Genomic DNA, 15602 nt, shown 5'->3' with positions numbered 1-15602 from the left:
CGCTTCGCGTCCGGCAGTGACCCAATGAAGGCCGGCGCCGCGCGCCGGCCTTCATGCGTTCATCCCCTCATGCTAATGTCCCATCTTCGCGAATACGCGCTTTCGAAGAGGCACCACATGCATGCGGGTATCGTCGAAGCCAGCTACGGCTCCGATCCGGTCGGTCTGGTCAGCGGCTTCCGCTTCCTGCCCGGCGAGCCGGGCCAGCCCATGGATTCCGCCGCCGCGGCCATGTGGCTCAAGCAGCCCCCGCCGGGCGACGAGTTTCTCTGGCTGCACTTCAACCTGTCGCACAGCGCCTGCGAGCGCTGGCTGAAGAACCAGCTCGACCTGCCAGAAGGTTTTTTCGAAGCACTGCGCGAAGGCTCGCGTTCCACCCGCATCGAGCGGCTCGACGTGGCGCTCCTTGCGGTGGTCAACGACGTGATCTACAACTTCGGCGTGAGTTCCACCGACATCTCCACGCTATGGGCCTGCGCCGACCGCCGCATCCTGGTGACGGCGCGCATGAAGCCCTTGCGCTCGGTCGACCAGTTGCGCGCCTCGGTGCGGCAGGGCGAGCTGTTCCACACGCCGCTGGCGCTGCTGGTGCATTTGCTGCGCGACCAGGCCGATGTGCTGGTGCGCATCGTGCGCGAAACCAGCGGCACCGTGGACCAGGTCGAGGATCGCCTGCTCTCGCAGCGCCTGCATGGCAACCGCGCCGAACTCGGCTCCATGCGGCGCGGACTGGTGCGCCTGCAGCGGCTGCTCGCGCCCGAGCCCGGCGCGCTGTTCCGCCTGCTCAACCGACCGCCGGCGTGGCTGCAGGAGCAGGATATCCAGGACCTGCGCGACTCGACGGAAGAGTTCTCGCTGGTGCTCAACGACCTGGCGGCGCTGGTCGAGCGCATCAAGCTGTTGCAGGAAGAAATCGCGGCCAAGCTCAACGAGCAGACGAACCGCACGCTGTTCACGCTGACGCTGGTCACCGTGCTGGCGTTGCCGATCAATATCGTGGCGGGTTTCTTCGGCATGAATGTGGGCGGCATTCCGCTGGCCGATCATCCGCACGGCTTCTGGGTGCTGGTGGTGCTGGTGGCCAGTTTCACCGTGCTGGCCGGCCGCTGGGCTTTCCGCAAGCAGGGGGATTACTAGCGTCCCGGGGACGGATTTCATGCGGGCGTCATAACCTGCTGCTAGCCTGCCAGGCACCGCGTTGTTGCGAACAGGAGTGAGCGATGAGACCAGACGAGAACGAGCTGATTCGGCGCATCCACCGCGAGGTGGCCGATCACTATGATGAAGAACTCGAACTGGAGCTGGAAGACCACCATGTCGATACGCTGTTCGGCGAGGGCGGCGGCGGGCTGGACGATGAAGAGCGTGCCGCGCGCCGACAGTATTTCCGCGAACTGTTCCGCCTGCAGGGCGAACTAGTCAAGCTGCAGAGCTGGGTGGTGGAGACCGGCCACAAGGTCGTGATCCTGTTCGAGGGGCGCGACGCGGCGGGCAAGGGGGGCGTGATCAAGCGCATCACCCAGCGGCTCAACCCGCGCGTGGCCCGTGTGGCCGCGCTGCCCGCGCCCAACGATCGCGAACGCACGCAATGGTATTTCCAGCGCTATGTCTCGCACTTGCCCGCGGCGGGGGAGATCGTGCTGTTCGACCGCAGCTGGTACAACCGCGCCGGCGTCGAGCGCGTGATGGGCTTCTGCACCGACGACCAGTACGAAGAGTTCTTCCGGTCGGTGCCGGAGTTCGAGCGCATGCTGGTGCGCTCGGGCATCCAGGTCATCAAGTACTGGTTCTCGATCTCGGACGAGGAGCAGCACCTGCGCTTCCTGAGCCGCATCCACGATCCGCTCAAGCAGTGGAAGCTCAGCCCGATGGATCTCGAATCCCGCCGGCGCTGGGAGGACTACACCCGTGCCAAGGAAATCATGCTGGAGCGCACGCATATCGACGAGGCACCGTGGTGGGTGGTGCAGGCGGTCGACAAGAAAAAGGCGCGCCTTAACTGCATCCATCACCTGCTGCGGCAGATGCCTTACGAGGAGCGCGCGCAGCCGCCCGTGGTGCTGCCGCAGCGCGAGCGGCACGAGGACTACATGCGCCAGCCGGTGCCGGACACCATGATCGTGCCGGAAGTCTATTGATCATCCGGGCAGGGCCGCGCCAGCATTGCCCTGCCCGATCTCCGGGCGAGGCGGAAGCCTGCGCTTCCGCCTCGCCTCAGTCCGTCTTCTTCGCTTGCCGCAACTCGGCCTCGCGCCGCGGCCTGGCTTCGATGATCTTCCGCCGGCGCTTCTTCTTGAGTGCCTTCCACGCCTTGCATTCCGGGCGCGTGCGCAGGCAGCCCCTGCAGTAGCCGGTCGCGTCGTCGAACTTGCAGATCTTGATGCAGGGCGATTTCACATTCATGTGGCGCTCCCGCAATCGGCGCGCCGGAGGATGAAGTCGGCGACATCGTCGCGCACCGGGGCCAGCCAGTGCAGCGGGTCGGAGAAGGCACCGATCAGTAAGGTGTGGGAGAGCCGCGCATAGCTGCGGTACTGCACAGGCACGCCGTTGCGCTCCAGGCGCTGGGCCATTTGCGCTGAGTTGCGCTGCGGGTTGACCAGGCGGTCGCCTTCGTCCACGCCGATAAAGGCGGCCGGCGAACGCGCGTCGGCATGGTCGATAGGCTGGGAGCCGGGCGGGTAGTCGGGGTGATGGAACACCGGTTTCGCCTGCGGGTTGACGATCGGCAGGAAATCGTAGGGCCCGGCCAGCCCGATCCAGCCGCGCAACTGGCCGGGGCTCAGGTCGACGCGGGCAAGCCAGCGCGCATCGAGCGCGAGCATGGCGGCGTTGTAGCCGCCCGCGCTGTGTCCCATCACGAACAGCCGTTGCGGATCGCCGCCGTATTTGGCGATCTCGCGCCGTGTCCAGGCGACGGCACGGGCGTTGTCCACCAGGAAATCCGGATAGCTGACCTCGGGGTAGAGTCGATAGTCCGGAATCACGGTCAGGATGCCGCGCGCGGCCAGGGCTGCCGCGACGAAGGCGTAGTCGGCCCGCTCGCCGCTGTTCCAGGTGCCGCCGTAGAAGAACACCACCACCGGCGCCTTGCCGGAGCAGGCCGGCTCGCGGGGCGCATAGATGTCGAGCTTGCCGCGCGCGCCGTCGGCATAGGGCACGCTGGCGGTGAGGGCATAGGCATTGCTTTGGGTCAGGCCATTCAGCACGTCCGACGTGGAGCACGCGCCCAGCCCCATCAGCGGCAGCACCGGCAGCAGTGAAAGAAAGCGCGGTCTGGGCATGGGCTAGGCTTCCTGGCAGGTGATTTTTTCAAGCGCCGCCGGTCATTCTTGCATATACCTTGCATAGACGTACGGTGTCCCCTTGTTGTAGCGCGCCGCGGGGCCTGGCGCCACGGGTTTGCCGTGCCAGCCTGCCCGCGCGGACCTGCGGCCGGCGTCCTTTCGTGAACGCGCTCGCCATGGGAGATATCGCTTGTTCGGCACCTGGGCATGGATCATCGGCGCGCTGCTTGTCGCCATCGGGCTGATCGGCTCGGTGGTGAAGCGCCTGCCCATTTCGTTCTCCGCGCTTTACCTGCTGTTCGGCATGTTGCTGGGCCCGTTCGGCTTCGGTCTGATCCATTTCGATATCACCCGTCGCGAGCATGTGGCGGTGCTGGAGATCGTTACGGAAATCGCCCTGCTGGTCTCGCTGTTCGCGGTGGGTTTGCGCTTGCGCGCGCATCCGCGCGATCGCATCTGGCGCCTTCCGCTGCGGCTGGCCACGCTGGGCATGTTGCTCACCATTGCCATGCTGGCTGTCATCGGGATCTGGGCAATGGGGCTGCCGCCCGGCGTGGCATTGCTGCTGGCGGCTATCCTGGCGCCCACCGATCCGGTGCTGGCTTCCGATGTGCAGGTCGACGACACGCAGGACCGTGACCGGACGCGGTTCAGCCTGAGCGGGGAGGGCGGGCTGAACGATGGCGCCGCCTTTCCCTTCGTCATGCTGGCGCTTAGCCTGCCGGGCGCTGCCTGGCTGCGCTGGCTATGGCTCGACCTGCTGTGGGCCACGCTGGCGGGGCTGGCGGTGGGCTGGGGGCTGGGCTGGCTGTGCAGCCGCGTGGTGCTGGCGCTGCGCAAGCGCCTGGGCGGCGCCCTGGGGATGGAGAGCTTCTTCACCATCGGCCTGATCGGGCTGGCTTACGGCACCGCGCTGGCGGTGCATGGCTATGGCTTCCTGGCGGTGTTCGCCGCCGGCATCGCCATGCGTCACGTCGAACACGAGGAGAACCAGGACGTCGCGCCCGACGAAGTGCTGGGCGCAATGACGCCTGCCGAACATGAGCGCGTGGCCGTGCACCAGGACAAGGCCGCCGCTTACCTGGCGCATACCGTCAGCGAGTTCTCGCTGGACCTGGAGCGGCTCGCCGAGCTTAGCGTGATGGTGGTGGTGGGCGCCTTGCTTTCCACGCGGCTGCTGCGCGGGGAATACCTGGCCCTGGGGCTCGCGCTGATCCTGGCCGTGCGTCCGCTTGCCGTCGCGATATCCACCATCGGGGTCGCGCTGCAGCCAGCGCAGCGGCGGCTCATTGCCTGGTTCGGCGTGCGCGGCATCGGCTCGGTCTATTACCTCGCCTTTGCCCTGGCGCACGGCGCCGATCCCCGCTACGTGGCCCTGCTGGCCGACGCCACGCTGTGCGTGGTGGTGCTGTCGGTGGCCCTGCATGGTTCATCGGCGACGCCGCTGATGGCCATGTACCGGCGCTGGCGCGGTGCCGCCAAGGCCTGAAGCCGCCGGCTTCGCGGCCACCTCCTGCACGATTGCGCGGTCCGCGCCGTACCCATGCCAGGACGGTTTGCACGCTCTGCGATGACGCCGGTTCCTAAAGCTCTTGTCCCCGGATGCCGATATTTGTGCTGGCCCCGGCATCTTCCGCCGGTGCCGGCGCCCAAAAAACAGAAATCGGAGCTTTCAGTATGACGGGAACCACTTTCCGCCTCCGCGCAGGCTTGCTCGCAGCATGGCTTGCCGCCGCCTCGGTCGCCGCCTGCGGCGGCGGTGGCGATGCACCCGCTACCAGCCAGACGGCCGCGCCGGTCAGCAGCGTACCCGCTGCGCCCGTTGTGCCCTCTGTGCCCGCGGTGCCGGTCATGCCGGCCCTCGCTCCGGCCTGCAACGGCTGCAGCGCCGCGGACGGCAGCAATTACTCGGGCTCGGGTGTCGGCGTCTGGTCGGCCTCCAATACCACCGGCGCCGCAGCCGATCTGCCGATTTCCATCGGTGGCGTGAGCGGAAAATCGGTGACGCTGCTCTACACCAATGGCGCGGCCGAGCAAGCCATGCCGGCGCTGTCGCTGTCGGTCATCCAGTCCGAACTGGCCAATCTCTCGATCCAGTCGGCCGAGTCGTTGTCGTCCACGCAGGACGAGCGCACGCGGCGCGATATCGCCGAGTTCAATCGCGCCGGCTGGGCGGCACTGGCCGGCGGCAAGCGCGTTGCCAGCTTTTCCGAGATGGCGCCGCCGCCGCCGCACGCTTCCGCGCTCAATTCCACGAAGACCTGGTATCACACTGACGGCACGCGCCGCCTGGCTACGCTGACCCAGCAACTGCCTGCAAGCGATGGGACGGTCGTCAACATCTGGGTGGAAAACGCCGAAGCGTCCAACATCGGCAGCCCAATCGTCAACGATCTGCTCACCAGTTTCGTCGGCGCCGGCGGCATCTACGACATGCTGACCCAGGTCGGCGGCCCGCTGTGGGGCGCGCACAGCTACAACAACCTGATTGCCGCCAGCGGCCAGCCGATCGATATCGTCATCCTCAACTTCGACAAGAATGGAAAGGCGGGCGGTACCGTGGGTTATTTCTGGGGACTGCATAACCTGACGGCTGCCTCGGATGCGCGCAGCAACGAATCGCTGTCGCTCTATCTCGACTCCGAGACGCTCCAGCTGGCCGGCGCAGCAGGCATGAAGGCAATGAAGATGACCATGGCGCATGAGGGAATGCATATGCAGAACTTCTATCGCCGCGGCGTCAAGGCCGGTCAGAAGTATGCATTCGATACCTGGCTGGAAGAAATGTCCGCGATGATGATGGAGGACTTCGCCAGCTACAGCATCGATTCCAGCTATAACGCGATCCGTGACGTGCGCTTCCTCGACTACCTGTCGCAAGGCAATGGCAACTTCAACTGCAATCTGCTGCAGTTCACCGGTTTCGGCGCGACCTGCGAGAGCTATTCGGTGTCGGGCAGTTTTGGCGGCTTCCTCGACCGGCAGCTTGGCCTGGCCTTCTACAAGGATCTGCTGAACCGCACCAGCAGCATGGATTCGAAGACCGTGCTCGACCAGGCCATCAAGGCGGCGCGTCCGGACTCCGGCTTCGACCAGGAACTGTTGCGCTGGACCGTCACCAGCAACTCGCTGATGCCCGCGGCCTCGTCGCCGGCGCGATACGGCTACCCGGCCCGCGTCGACGGCGGCTTTACGCTGCCGCTGATCGATCCGGACCTGGCCAAGTACCGCTCGGTGCGCAAGCTGCCCAGCGCGGTTGCCGCCACGCTGCAGCCGTACGGCAGCTTCCCGGTAGTCCGCGGCAATGTGGGCACGACGTACAGCGAAACGGTGCGCGTGCCGGCTGGCACCACGCTGTCCGTAGTGGTGTACTGATACTGAGCGCGCAACGCGCGGACACGCCGGATCGCCTCCGGCGGCCCCCGGGCGGCGGCATCCGCCGCCCGGCCCGCCAACCCATCGAACCTCATGCACCGAATCCTGATCCTGATTGCCGCACTGTCCGTCGTGCTTGCCGCGTGTGTGCATGCGGTGCCCGCCGGCAGGTCCATTGCGTTGACGGGCACGGTCATGGTCAAGGGCAGCGCGCTGTTCCAGCAGCCTATGCTGGTTACCGCCGACGGCGAGGCATGGGTTCTCGAAAAATTCCCCGTGGAACAGGCCCAGGCCCTGGGCAGCCAGCGGGTGACAGTAACCGGCGTGGTGCTGCGCGCAAACCAGCCAGGCACCTGGGCGCCGGCCATTCGCGTCGAACATGTGGACGCCGCGCCGGGCGCACCTTGGCGGTAGGCGGACGCCGGCAGGCTGCAAGATCCTGATGGCGCACATGAAGTCTTTTGACTGACTCGCACAAAGCACGTCTCCCCCGTGCCGGCGCGGCAACGCTATCCTTGCCGCTGTCTTTCCGCGCCTCCCAGCCTTATGACCTTCGTCGTTACGGATGCCTGCATCCAGTGCCGCTACACCGACTGCGTCGATGTCTGCCCTATGTCGTGCTTGCACGAAGGGCCGAATTTCCTTGTGATCAACCCCGACGAATGCATCGATTGCTCGATGTGCGTGCCCGAGTGTCCCGTGGGCGCGATTTACTCGGACGAGGATCTGCCAGCCGGCCAGCACCATTTCCTGGCCCTCAACGCTGAACTCTCGCGCCAGGCTGGCTGGAAGCCGCTGCTCAAGGCCAAGGGCCCGCTGCCCGGGCACGAACAATGGGCCGGGCGGGACAACAAGCTGCCCATGCTGCTCAAGGATGCCGCGCAGTCCTAGCCCTGGCCGCGTCTCCCGGCGTCCTCGGGAAAGGCTTCGTCCAGCGTCAGTATCGTGCCGGTCAGGCTGCCGTCGTAGCCGGGCAGGGCATCCACCACCTGCCGGAAGCTGCCGCTCCTGAGCGCCGCCACGGCGCCGGCAAGCGCCGGGCTCTGCAGGCGCTCCCGCTCGATCGCAAAGAAATACCGCTCCTTGAGCACTGGCACGAAATCCAGCCCGAAGCGCCGCGCCGCCGTTTCCACGCCGAACCCCGCATCGGCCATGCCACTGCCGATATAGGCAGCCACCGCCGCATGGGTGAACTCGCCATTGCTATAGCCCTCGATCCGGCTGCTGTCGATGCCGCGTGCTTCCAGGATCAGGTCCAGCAACAGCCGCGTGCCGGAACCGGTCTGCCGGTTGACGAAGCGCACATCGGCGCGGCACAGGTCCTGCAGCGTGTTGACCTCCAGCGGATTGCCGGGGCGCACGAAGATGCCTTGCGAGCGCACCGCCAGGTGGATCAGCAGATGCGTCTCCGGGCGGATCCACGTGGCGAAGCGATCCAGCGTCTTTTGCTCGAATTCGCCGATCGGGACATGAAAGCCTGCTATATCGCAAGCGCCCTGCGCAAGTGCCGCAACCGCCTCAAGGCTGCCGCAATACTTCAGGTCGTGGCGAACCTGGTGCGCATCCAGGAAATCGTGCAACGCGGCCACCGCGAAACCATGACTGGCGTGCAGCCGCAGCGTGGGGCCTGACTGGTCGACCAGCTTCTTCAGCTCTATCTCCAGTTCCGACGCCAGGCTTTCCAGCGTGGGGGACAGCCGCGCGGCAATGCGTTTGCTGGCCCACACCAGTTGCTGGGCCAGTGGCGAGAGCGCCGTGCCGCGACCCCGTGTCTTGGCAATCAGCGCGCCGCCGAACAGCGCCTCCGCATCGCGCAGGATGCCCCAGGCGTAACGGTAGGACAGCCCGGTTGCCTGCGCCGACTGGCTGATGCTGCCGGTGCTTTCAATCAGACCCAGCAAGGCCACGAGGCGGGACACGTCAAGTGCCGGGCCGGCGCCTTGCTGGTCGTCGCGAATTTGCAGATGGGGCAGGATCGAGATGCGAATCATATGAGAAAAATAGCATATTGCTCGAACGCGGCCAACTGCCTATAGTCCGCTCAAAGAGGCAGATAAACCGAAAAAGGCCAGCTAAAACAGCAAGGCGACATGGCTTATGCCCGTTCAGTGCCCCCAAGATATGAAAAAAATAGCATATATAGTGGCAGCCGGAAACCGGTTTGCCGCGCCCCGCAGCAGTTCCTGGCCAGACGCGCAAGCCAATGCGCCACACCGTCTGCCCCCGGCCCCGGACTTTGGGTCCATTTTTAGCGCCGGGCCGTGCTGCGTCACCAGGAGACCCGATGTCCTCACCAGCTGCTGAAGCCCGGCGCGACCGGATCGCGCACATCGTAGCCACGCGCCGCGACATGCCGGGCGCCTTGTTGCCGATCCTCCACGAGATCCAGGACGCGGTAGGCTACGTGCCCGCCGACGCCCTGCCCGAGATCGCCCGCGCGCTCAACCTGTCGCGCGCCGAGGTACACGGCGTGGTCACCTTCTACCATCACTTCCGCGACAGCAAGCCGGGCCGGCATGTGATCCAGGTCTGCCGTGCCGAAGCGTGCCAGTCGGTCGGCAGCGAGGCGCTTGCCGCCCACGCCGAGCGCGTGCTGGGCTGCGGGTTTCATGAAACCACCGCCGATGGCGAGTTCACGCTGGAGCCGGTCTATTGCCTGGGCCAGTGCGCCTGCGGCCCGGCCGTGATGGTCGGCGAGCAACTGGTAGGCCGCGTGACGCCGCAGCGTTTCGATGCTTTGGTCAAGGCTTGCGCGGATGCGTCGCAGGATCGGGCAGCGGAGGTGCAGGCATGAGCGTGACCGTCTTCGTTCCCCGCGATTCCAGCGCGCTCGCCATGGGCGCCGACGACGTGGCGCGCGCCATCGCGCGCGAAGCCGCGGCGCGCGGCGCCACCGTGGAGCTGGTGCGCAACGGCTCGCGCGGCATGTTCTGGCTGGAACCGCTGGTCGAGGTGCAGACCGCCGCCGGACGCGTGGCCTATGGTCCGGTCACGCCGGCCGATGTCGCCGCCTTGTTCGACGCCGGCTTCCTGGCGGGCGGGGCGCACGCGCTGGCGCTCGGCCCCACCGGGGAGATCCCTTTCCTCAAGGGGCAGGAGCGCCTGACCTTCGCCCGCATGGGCATTACCGATCCGCTCTCGCTGGATGACTACATCGCGCATGAGGGCTACGCCGGCCTGACCCGCGCGCTGGCGCTGGACGGTGCGCAGATCGTGCGCGAAGTGACCGATTCCGGACTGCGCGGCCGCGGCGGCGCAGCCTTTCCCACCGGCATCAAGTGGCAGACCGTGCTGAACGCGCAGTCGCCCACCAAATACGTGGTCTGCAACGCCGACGAGGGCGACTCGGGCACCTTCTCAGACCGCATGGTGATGGAAGGCGATCCTTTCATGCTGATCGAGGGCATGACCATCGCCGGCCTCGCGGTGGGTGCGCAGCACGGCTATATCTACGTGCGCTCGGAATATCCGCACGCCATTGCCATGCTGGAAGCGGCCATCGGCATCGCCCATGCCGCCGGGTGGCTGGGCGACGATATCCGCGGCAGCGGCCGGCGCTTCCACCTGGAGGTGCGCAAGGGCGCGGGCGCCTATGTGTGCGGCGAGGAAACGGCGCTGCTGGAGAGCATCGAAGGCAAGCGCGGCGTGGTGCGCGCCAAGCCGCCGCTGCCGGCGATCGAAGGCCTGTTCGGCAAGCCCACCATCATCAACAACGTGATCTCGCTGGCCACCGTGCCGCTGATCCTCGCGCGCGGCGCGCAGTTCTACCGCGATTACGGCATGGGCCGCTCGCGCGGCACGCTGCCGTTCCAGATCGCTGGCAATGTGCGGCAGGGCGGGCTGGTGGAGAAAGCCTTCGGCGTGACCCTGCGCGAGCTGCTGGAGGACTATGGCCAGGGCACGCGCAGCGGGCGGGCGATCCGCGCGGTGCAGGTGGGCGGTCCCCTGGGCGCCTACTTGCCGGTTTCGCGGCTGGATACGCCGATGGACTACGAAGCGTTCGCGGCCTTCGGCGCGGTGCTGGGTCACGGCGGCATCGTGGTGTTCGACGACACCGTCGACATGGCGAAGCAGGCGCGCTACGCGATGGAGTTCTGCGCCATCGAATCCTGCGGCAAGTGCACGCCGTGCCGGATCGGCTCGACGCGCGGCGTCGAAGTGATCGACAAGATCATCGCGGGCGACCAGCCGGTCAGGCACGTGAAGCTGGTGCGCGACCTGTGCGACACCATGCTGGGCGGATCGCTGTGCGCCATGGGCGGCATGACGCCGTACCCGGTGCTGTCGGCGCTCGACGGATTCCCGGAAGACTTTGGCGTGGCCGTGCCAGCCAAGGCTGCCTGAACGCAGCGCTACGGCATACCGAACCGGCGCTGCCTCTGCGCCCTCTGAATCACCAGTACGCGGCCCGCGGCCGCAGCGGGAGTCCGCCTTGAATACACGAAACGAAATCGATTTCGGCACGCCGGCCAGCGATTCGCAACAGCAGGTCACCCTTGAGATCGACGGCTTCGACGTCACCGTGCCCGCCGGCACCTCGCTGATGCGGGCCGCCGTGCAGGCGGGCGTGAACGTGCCCAAGCTGTGCGCCACCGACAGCCTCAAGTCCTTCGGCTCGTGCCGCCTGTGCCTGGTCGAAATCGAAGGCCGTCGCGGCTTCCCGGCCTCGTGCACGACCCCGGCCGAAGCCGGAATGAAAGTGAAGACGCAGACCGACAAGCTGGCCGACCTGCGCCGTGGCGTGATGGAGCTGTATATCTCCGATCACCCGCTCGACTGCCTGACCTGCCCCACCAACGGCAACTGCGAACTGCAGGACATGGCCGGCGTGGTGGGCCTGCGGGAAGTGCGCTACGGCTACGACGGCGCCAACCACCGTGCCGAGGCCAAGGACGAATCCAACCCGTACTTCACCTACGATCCCTCCAAGTGCATCGTGTGCAACCGCTGTGTGCGCGCCTGCGAGGAAACCCAGGGCACCTTCGCGCTCACCATCAGCGGCCGCGGCTTCGACTCGCGCGTGACGGCGGGGCAGGGCGACAGCTTCATGGATTCCGACTGCGTGTCGTGCGGTGCCTGCGTGCAGGCCTGCCCCACCGCCACGCTGGCCGAAACCTCCATCATCCGCATGGGGCAGCCCGAGCACAGCAAGGTCACCACCTGCGCCTACTGCGGCGTGGGCTGTGCCTTCAAGGCGGAGATGAAGGGCAATGAAGTGGTGCGCATGGTGCCGTACAAGAACGGCCAGGCCAACGAGGGCCACTCGTGCGTGAAGGGCCGTTTCGCCTTTGGCTACGCGACCCACAAGGACCGCATCCTGAACCCGATGATCCGCGCCAGGATCACCGACCCGTGGCGCGAAGTGTCGTGGGAAGAGGCGATCAGCCACGCGGCCTCCGAGTTCAAGCGCATCCAGGCCAGGCATGGCCGCGACTCCATCGGCGGCATCGTGTCCTCGCGCTGTACCAACGAGGAAGGCTACCTGGTGCAAAAGCTGGTGCGCGCCGCCTTCGGCAACAACAACGTCGATACCTGCGCGCGGGTTTGCCACTCGCCCACCGGCTACGGCCTCAAGCAGACGCTGGGCGAATCTGCCGGCACGCAGACCTTCCGCTCGGTGGAGAAGGCCGACGTCATCATGGTGATGGGCGCCAACCCCACCGATGGCCATCCGGTGTTTGCCTCGCGCATGAAAAAGCGCCTGCGCGCCGGCGCCAGGCTGATCGTGATCGATCCGCGCCGCATCGACCTGGTCGACTCGCCCCACGTGCGCGCCGACTTCCACCTGCAACTGCGCCCCGGCACCAATGTCGCCGTCGTGACCTCGATGGCGCACGTGATCGTGAGCGAAGGCCTGATGGCCGAATCGTTCATCGCCGAGCGCTGCGAGGACCGTGCGTTCCAGCAATGGCGCGATTTCGTCATGCTGCCGGAGAACTCGCCGGAAGCGATGGCCGAGATTACCGGCATCCCCGCCGAACAACTGCGCGGCGCGGCGCGCTTGTATGCCACCGGCGGCAACGCCGCGATCTATTACGGCCTGGGCGTGACCGAACACGCGCAGGGCTCCACCACCGTGATGGGCATCGCCAACCTGGCCATGTGCACCGGCAATATCGGCCGCGAAGGCGTGGGCGTGAATCCGCTGCGCGGCCAGAACAACGTGCAGGGCTCCTGCGATATCGGCTCCTTCCCGCACGAGCTGCCGGGCTATCGCCATGTATCGGACTCCACCACGCGCGGCCTGTTCGAGTCCGCCTGGAACGTGGAGATCAGCCCGGAGCCGGGCCTGCGCATTCCCAACATGTTCGAGGCCGCGCTGTCGGGCAGCTTCATGGGCCTGTACTGCCAGGGCGAGGACATCGTGCAGTCCGACCCGAATACGCAGCACGTGGCAGCCGCGCTGTCGTCGATGGAATGCATCGTGGTGCAGGACATCTTCCTCAACGAGACCGCCAAGTACGCGCACGTGTTCCTGCCGGGCTCGTCCTTCCTGGAAAAGGACGGCACCTTCACCAACGCCGAACGCCGCATCTCGCGCGTGCGCAAAGTGATGCCGCCCAAGGCGCGCTATGCCGACTGGGAAGCCACCGTGCTGCTGTCCAACGCGCTGGGCTATCCGATGGACTACAAGCATCCGTCCGAGATCATGGACGAGATCGCGCGGCTGACCCCCACCTTCAGTGGCGTCAGCTACCAGCGCCTGGAGGAACTCGGCAGCATCCAGTGGCCGTGCAACGACGCTGCGCCCGAGGGCACGCCCACCATGCATATCGACGCATTCGTGCGCGGCAAGGGCAAGTTCATCATCACGCGCTACGTGCCCACCGCCGAGCGGGTGAATCGCAAGTTCCCGCTGATCCTCACCACGGGCCGCATTCTGTCGCAGTACAACGTGGGCGCGCAGACGCGGCGCACCGACAACGTGATGTGGCACGACGAAGACCGGCTGGAGATCCATCCGCACGACGCCGAGGAACGCGGCATCAAGGGCGGGGACTGGGTTGGCGTGCAAAGCCGCGCGGGCGAAACGGTGCTGCGCGCCATCGTCAGCGAGCGCATGCAGCCGGGCGTGGTCTATACCACCTTCCACTTCCCCGAGTCCGGCGCCAACGTGATCACCACCGACAACTCGGACTGGGCCACAAACTGCCCCGAGTACAAGGTCACCGCGGTGCAGGTGATGCCGGTGGCGCAGCCGTCCGAATGGCAGCGGCAGTACCGCGACTTCCACGAGCAGCAGATGCAGTTGCTGCAGGCGGCCAGCGCCGAGGCGGGTTCGGCATGACGCTCTGCGAACTCGCCATGGCCAGGCCCGATGCGGTGGCGTCTTTCAGCGATGCCGAGCCGCCTACGCACAGCACCTTCGCCGTCAATCGCTGCCGCCTGGGCGAGCTGGCGCTGGAGGACGACGAGATCGCCGAGGAGGTGCCGGTCGCGCTCGAGTACAACGGCATCTCGCATGCGGTCATGCTGGCCTCGCCGGCCGATCTCGAAGACTTCGCGTTGGGCTTCAGCCTGAGCGAAGGGCTGGTGGCCAGCCCGCGCGACGTTTATGAGATTGAGACCGAGGTCCGTCCCGAGGGTATCGCGGTGCAGTTGCGCATTGCGGCGGAAGCCTTCGCCGCGCTCAAGGATCGGCGCCGCGCCATGGCGGGCCGCACCGGCTGCGGGCTGTGCGGCACGGAATCGCTGCAGGAAGTCATGCGCGCGCCGGCGCCGGTCAGCAGCAAGGCGAGCTTCAGCGATGCGGTGCTGTACGCCGCGTTCGGGCAGTTGCAGACGCGCCAGGAACTGCTGCGCCATACCGGCTCCACGCACGCCGCCGCCTGGCTGCGCGCTGACGGCCAGGTAGCATTGGTCCGCGAAGACGTGGGCCGCCACAACGCGCTTGATAAACTGATCGGCGCGCTGGCACGCACTGGCGAGGACCGCTCGCGCGGCGCCGTGCTGGTCACCAGCCGCGCCAGCTACGAAATGGTGCTGAAGACCGCCAGTGCCGGCGTTGGCGTGCTGGCCGCCGTCTCAGGCCCGACCGCGCTGGCGGTGCGTCTGGCGCTCGATGCCGGCGTTACGCTGGCCGGTTTTGTGCGCGCCGGGCGCCACGTGGTCTACTCTCATCCCCAACGTTTGCACAGCAGGACGGAACAGGCATGAACTCCGATAACCTTGTCAAGATGGCGAACCAGATTGGCACCTTCTTCGAGGCCATGCCGGACCGCGAGGAAGCGGTGGCGGATATCGCCAGCCATATCAAGCGTTTCTGGGAGCCGCGTATGCGGCGCGCGTTGCTGGCGCGGATGGACAGTGGTGAGGATGCCGGGCTGGACGAGATTGTCCTGTTGGCGGTGACTCGGCATCGGGGGGTGTTGGAGTGATGGGGGGAGGTTGTTGGGGGTGGTCGTTGTTTTTTTGAGCGGTGGTGGTTATTGCACCCAACAGCCATACGACGTCCGCCTGCTGGGGTGGTCGTTGTTTCTTTGAGCGGTGGTGGCATGTTGCACTCAAAGGAATACGACATCCCCCTGCGGGGGGCGCCGGTCACTCTTCTTTGCCTCGGCAAAGAAGACTAACGAGAAGAAAGCCGACCCTGCCGGGGGCAGAGCAATCAGGCTCTCGAATATCGATGATTTCGTCGTACGGCCCAGAGTGCCGGCGGGCTTCTGCCGGTACCGGCTTGAGCGGCCACGGATCTGCCAGCCTCCGGGATTCGTGGTGGGGCCCCCGGTAGCAGACATCATTGACTTCGAGCCGTCTGTCGCTCGCGAAATGGGCGGCCACGAAGTTGCAAGCGGTCCGGTTCCGTCGTGGGCGCGGTGGCACCGGGTGATATGCCCGAGGCCTTCACCACCGCGCCCGCCCCACCACGAAACCATGGGCATGTGATGTGTCGTGGTAGCCCGCGCCGGTAACGGCAGATGTGGGCATGGTCACCGCGCA

General features: G+C 66.4%; 14 protein-coding genes. 11 read left to right on the top strand and 3 right to left on the bottom strand.

Annotated elements, in window-relative coordinates; translation table 11 throughout:
* Positions 1-117 precede the first annotated feature (117 nt).
* Positions 118-1137 carry a transporter gene (locus AC1DS6_RS24790; protein ID WP_441626558.1) on the top strand — a complete coding sequence of 340 codons (1020 nt, stop codon included), beginning with the start codon at positions 118-120 and terminating at the stop codon, positions 1135-1137.
* Positions 1138-1220: 83 nt separating this feature from the next.
* Entirely contained in the window at positions 1221-2138 is a 918-nt protein-coding gene (gene ppk2, locus AC1DS6_RS24785) for a polyphosphate kinase 2 (protein WP_428180675.1), read from the top strand.
* Between the two features lie 76 nt (positions 2139-2214).
* Here the strand turns inward: ppk2 and AC1DS6_RS24780 are convergent, their stop codons facing one another.
* Entirely contained in the window at positions 2215-2403 is a 189-nt protein-coding gene (locus tag AC1DS6_RS24780; protein ID WP_441626556.1) for a DUF1289 domain-containing protein, read from the bottom strand.
* Complete coding sequence (locus tag AC1DS6_RS24775) at positions 2400-3284, bottom strand: alpha/beta hydrolase (RefSeq protein WP_441626554.1); 885 nt, start codon at positions 3282-3284, stop codon at positions 2400-2402. The genes AC1DS6_RS24780 and AC1DS6_RS24775 overlap by 4 nt, the downstream gene beginning before the upstream one ends.
* A gap of 193 nt (positions 3285-3477) precedes the next feature.
* On the opposite strand from AC1DS6_RS24775, the gene AC1DS6_RS24770 reads away from it, so the two are divergent.
* The 4 genes from AC1DS6_RS24770 (at position 3478) to fdxA (ending at position 7553) form a co-directional block, all read left to right on the top strand.
* Complete coding sequence (locus tag AC1DS6_RS24770; protein WP_441626552.1) at positions 3478-4776, top strand: cation:proton antiporter; 1299 nt, start codon at positions 3478-3480, stop codon at positions 4774-4776.
* 188 nt (positions 4777-4964) lie between these two features.
* A complete protein-coding gene (locus AC1DS6_RS24765; protein ID WP_441626550.1) occupies positions 4965-6662 on the top strand; it encodes a M30 family zinc metallopeptidase in 1698 nt (565 codons plus the stop codon).
* Between the two features lie 93 nt (positions 6663-6755).
* Entirely contained in the window at positions 6756-7076 is a 321-nt protein-coding gene (locus tag AC1DS6_RS24760; RefSeq protein WP_441626548.1) for a hypothetical protein, read from the top strand.
* Between the two features lie 132 nt (positions 7077-7208).
* Entirely contained in the window at positions 7209-7553 is a 345-nt protein-coding gene (gene fdxA, locus AC1DS6_RS24755) for a ferredoxin FdxA (protein ID WP_477103359.1), read from the top strand.
* On the opposite strand, the gene AC1DS6_RS24750 is transcribed toward fdxA, so the two are convergent.
* Positions 7550-8653, bottom strand: a complete 1104-nt coding sequence (locus tag AC1DS6_RS24750; RefSeq protein WP_477103358.1) for a substrate-binding domain-containing protein — start codon at positions 8651-8653, stop codon at positions 7550-7552. The genes fdxA and AC1DS6_RS24750 overlap by 4 nt on opposite strands.
* 293 nt (positions 8654-8946) lie before the next feature.
* Between AC1DS6_RS24750 and AC1DS6_RS24745 the strand changes: the two genes are divergently transcribed.
* The 5 genes from AC1DS6_RS24745 to AC1DS6_RS24725 all read left to right on the top strand — a co-directional run bounded on the left by AC1DS6_RS24745 (position 8947) and on the right by AC1DS6_RS24725 (position 15040).
* Positions 8947-9456, top strand: coding sequence for a formate dehydrogenase subunit gamma (locus AC1DS6_RS24745; protein WP_045236679.1), 510 nt, complete (start codon positions 8947-8949; stop codon positions 9454-9456).
* On the top strand, positions 9453-11006 hold the full coding sequence (locus AC1DS6_RS24740; RefSeq protein ID WP_477103357.1) for a formate dehydrogenase beta subunit: 1554 nt from the start codon (positions 9453-9455) through the stop codon (positions 11004-11006). Before AC1DS6_RS24745 ends, AC1DS6_RS24740 begins: the two co-directional genes overlap by 4 nt.
* An 88-nt stretch (positions 11007-11094) precedes the next feature.
* Positions 11095-13950 carry a formate dehydrogenase subunit alpha gene (gene fdhF, locus AC1DS6_RS24735; protein WP_477103356.1) on the top strand — a complete coding sequence of 952 codons (2856 nt, stop codon included), beginning with the start codon at positions 11095-11097 and terminating at the stop codon, positions 13948-13950.
* Positions 13947-14819: a formate dehydrogenase accessory sulfurtransferase FdhD gene (fdhD, locus tag AC1DS6_RS24730; RefSeq protein WP_441626538.1), complete on the top strand. Its 873-nt coding sequence runs from the start codon at positions 13947-13949 to the stop codon at positions 14817-14819. Before fdhF ends, fdhD begins: the two co-directional genes overlap by 4 nt.
* Positions 14816-15040 (top strand): formate dehydrogenase subunit delta, encoded by a 225-nt coding sequence (locus AC1DS6_RS24725; protein WP_441626536.1) that lies wholly within the window; start codon positions 14816-14818, stop codon positions 15038-15040. Before fdhD ends, AC1DS6_RS24725 begins: the two co-directional genes overlap by 4 nt.
* The last annotated feature ends 562 nt before the right edge of the window (positions 15041-15602 follow it).

This window comes from Cupriavidus sp. 05L310 (assembly GCF_056398185.1).
Note: the sequence above shows the minus strand (reverse complement) of the source record. Positions and strands in the feature narration are given on the sequence as shown.

What these genes read in the sequence shown, in the direction of transcription:
- AC1DS6_RS24740 (WP_477103357.1), top strand. Translation starts at nt 9,453, where the DNA reads ATGAGCGTGACCGTCTTCGTTCCCCGCGATTCCAGCGCGCTCGCCATG.
- AC1DS6_RS24765 (WP_441626550.1), top strand. Translation starts at nt 4,965, where the DNA reads ATGACGGGAACCACTTTCCGCCTCCGCGCAGGCTTGCTCGCAGCATGG.
- AC1DS6_RS24725 (WP_441626536.1), top strand. Translation starts at nt 14,816, where the DNA reads ATGAACTCCGATAACCTTGTCAAGATGGCGAACCAGATTGGCACCTTC.
- fdxA (WP_477103359.1), top strand. Translation starts at nt 7,209, where the DNA reads ATGACCTTCGTCGTTACGGATGCCTGCATCCAGTGCCGCTACACCGAC.
- AC1DS6_RS24790 (WP_441626558.1), top strand. Translation starts at nt 118, where the DNA reads ATGCATGCGGGTATCGTCGAAGCCAGCTACGGCTCCGATCCGGTCGGT.
- ppk2 (WP_428180675.1), top strand. Translation starts at nt 1,221, where the DNA reads ATGAGACCAGACGAGAACGAGCTGATTCGGCGCATCCACCGCGAGGTG.
- AC1DS6_RS24760 (WP_441626548.1), top strand. Translation starts at nt 6,756, where the DNA reads ATGCACCGAATCCTGATCCTGATTGCCGCACTGTCCGTCGTGCTTGCC.
- fdhD (WP_441626538.1), top strand. Translation starts at nt 13,947, where the DNA reads ATGACGCTCTGCGAACTCGCCATGGCCAGGCCCGATGCGGTGGCGTCT.
- AC1DS6_RS24750 (WP_477103358.1), bottom strand. Translation starts at nt 8,653, where the DNA reads ATGATTCGCATCTCGATCCTGCCCCATCTGCAAATTCGCGACGACCAG.
- AC1DS6_RS24780 (WP_441626556.1), bottom strand. Translation starts at nt 2,403, where the DNA reads ATGAATGTGAAATCGCCCTGCATCAAGATCTGCAAGTTCGACGACGCG.
- AC1DS6_RS24775 (WP_441626554.1), bottom strand. Translation starts at nt 3,284, where the DNA reads ATGCCCAGACCGCGCTTTCTTTCACTGCTGCCGGTGCTGCCGCTGATG.
- AC1DS6_RS24745 (WP_045236679.1), top strand. Translation starts at nt 8,947, where the DNA reads ATGTCCTCACCAGCTGCTGAAGCCCGGCGCGACCGGATCGCGCACATC.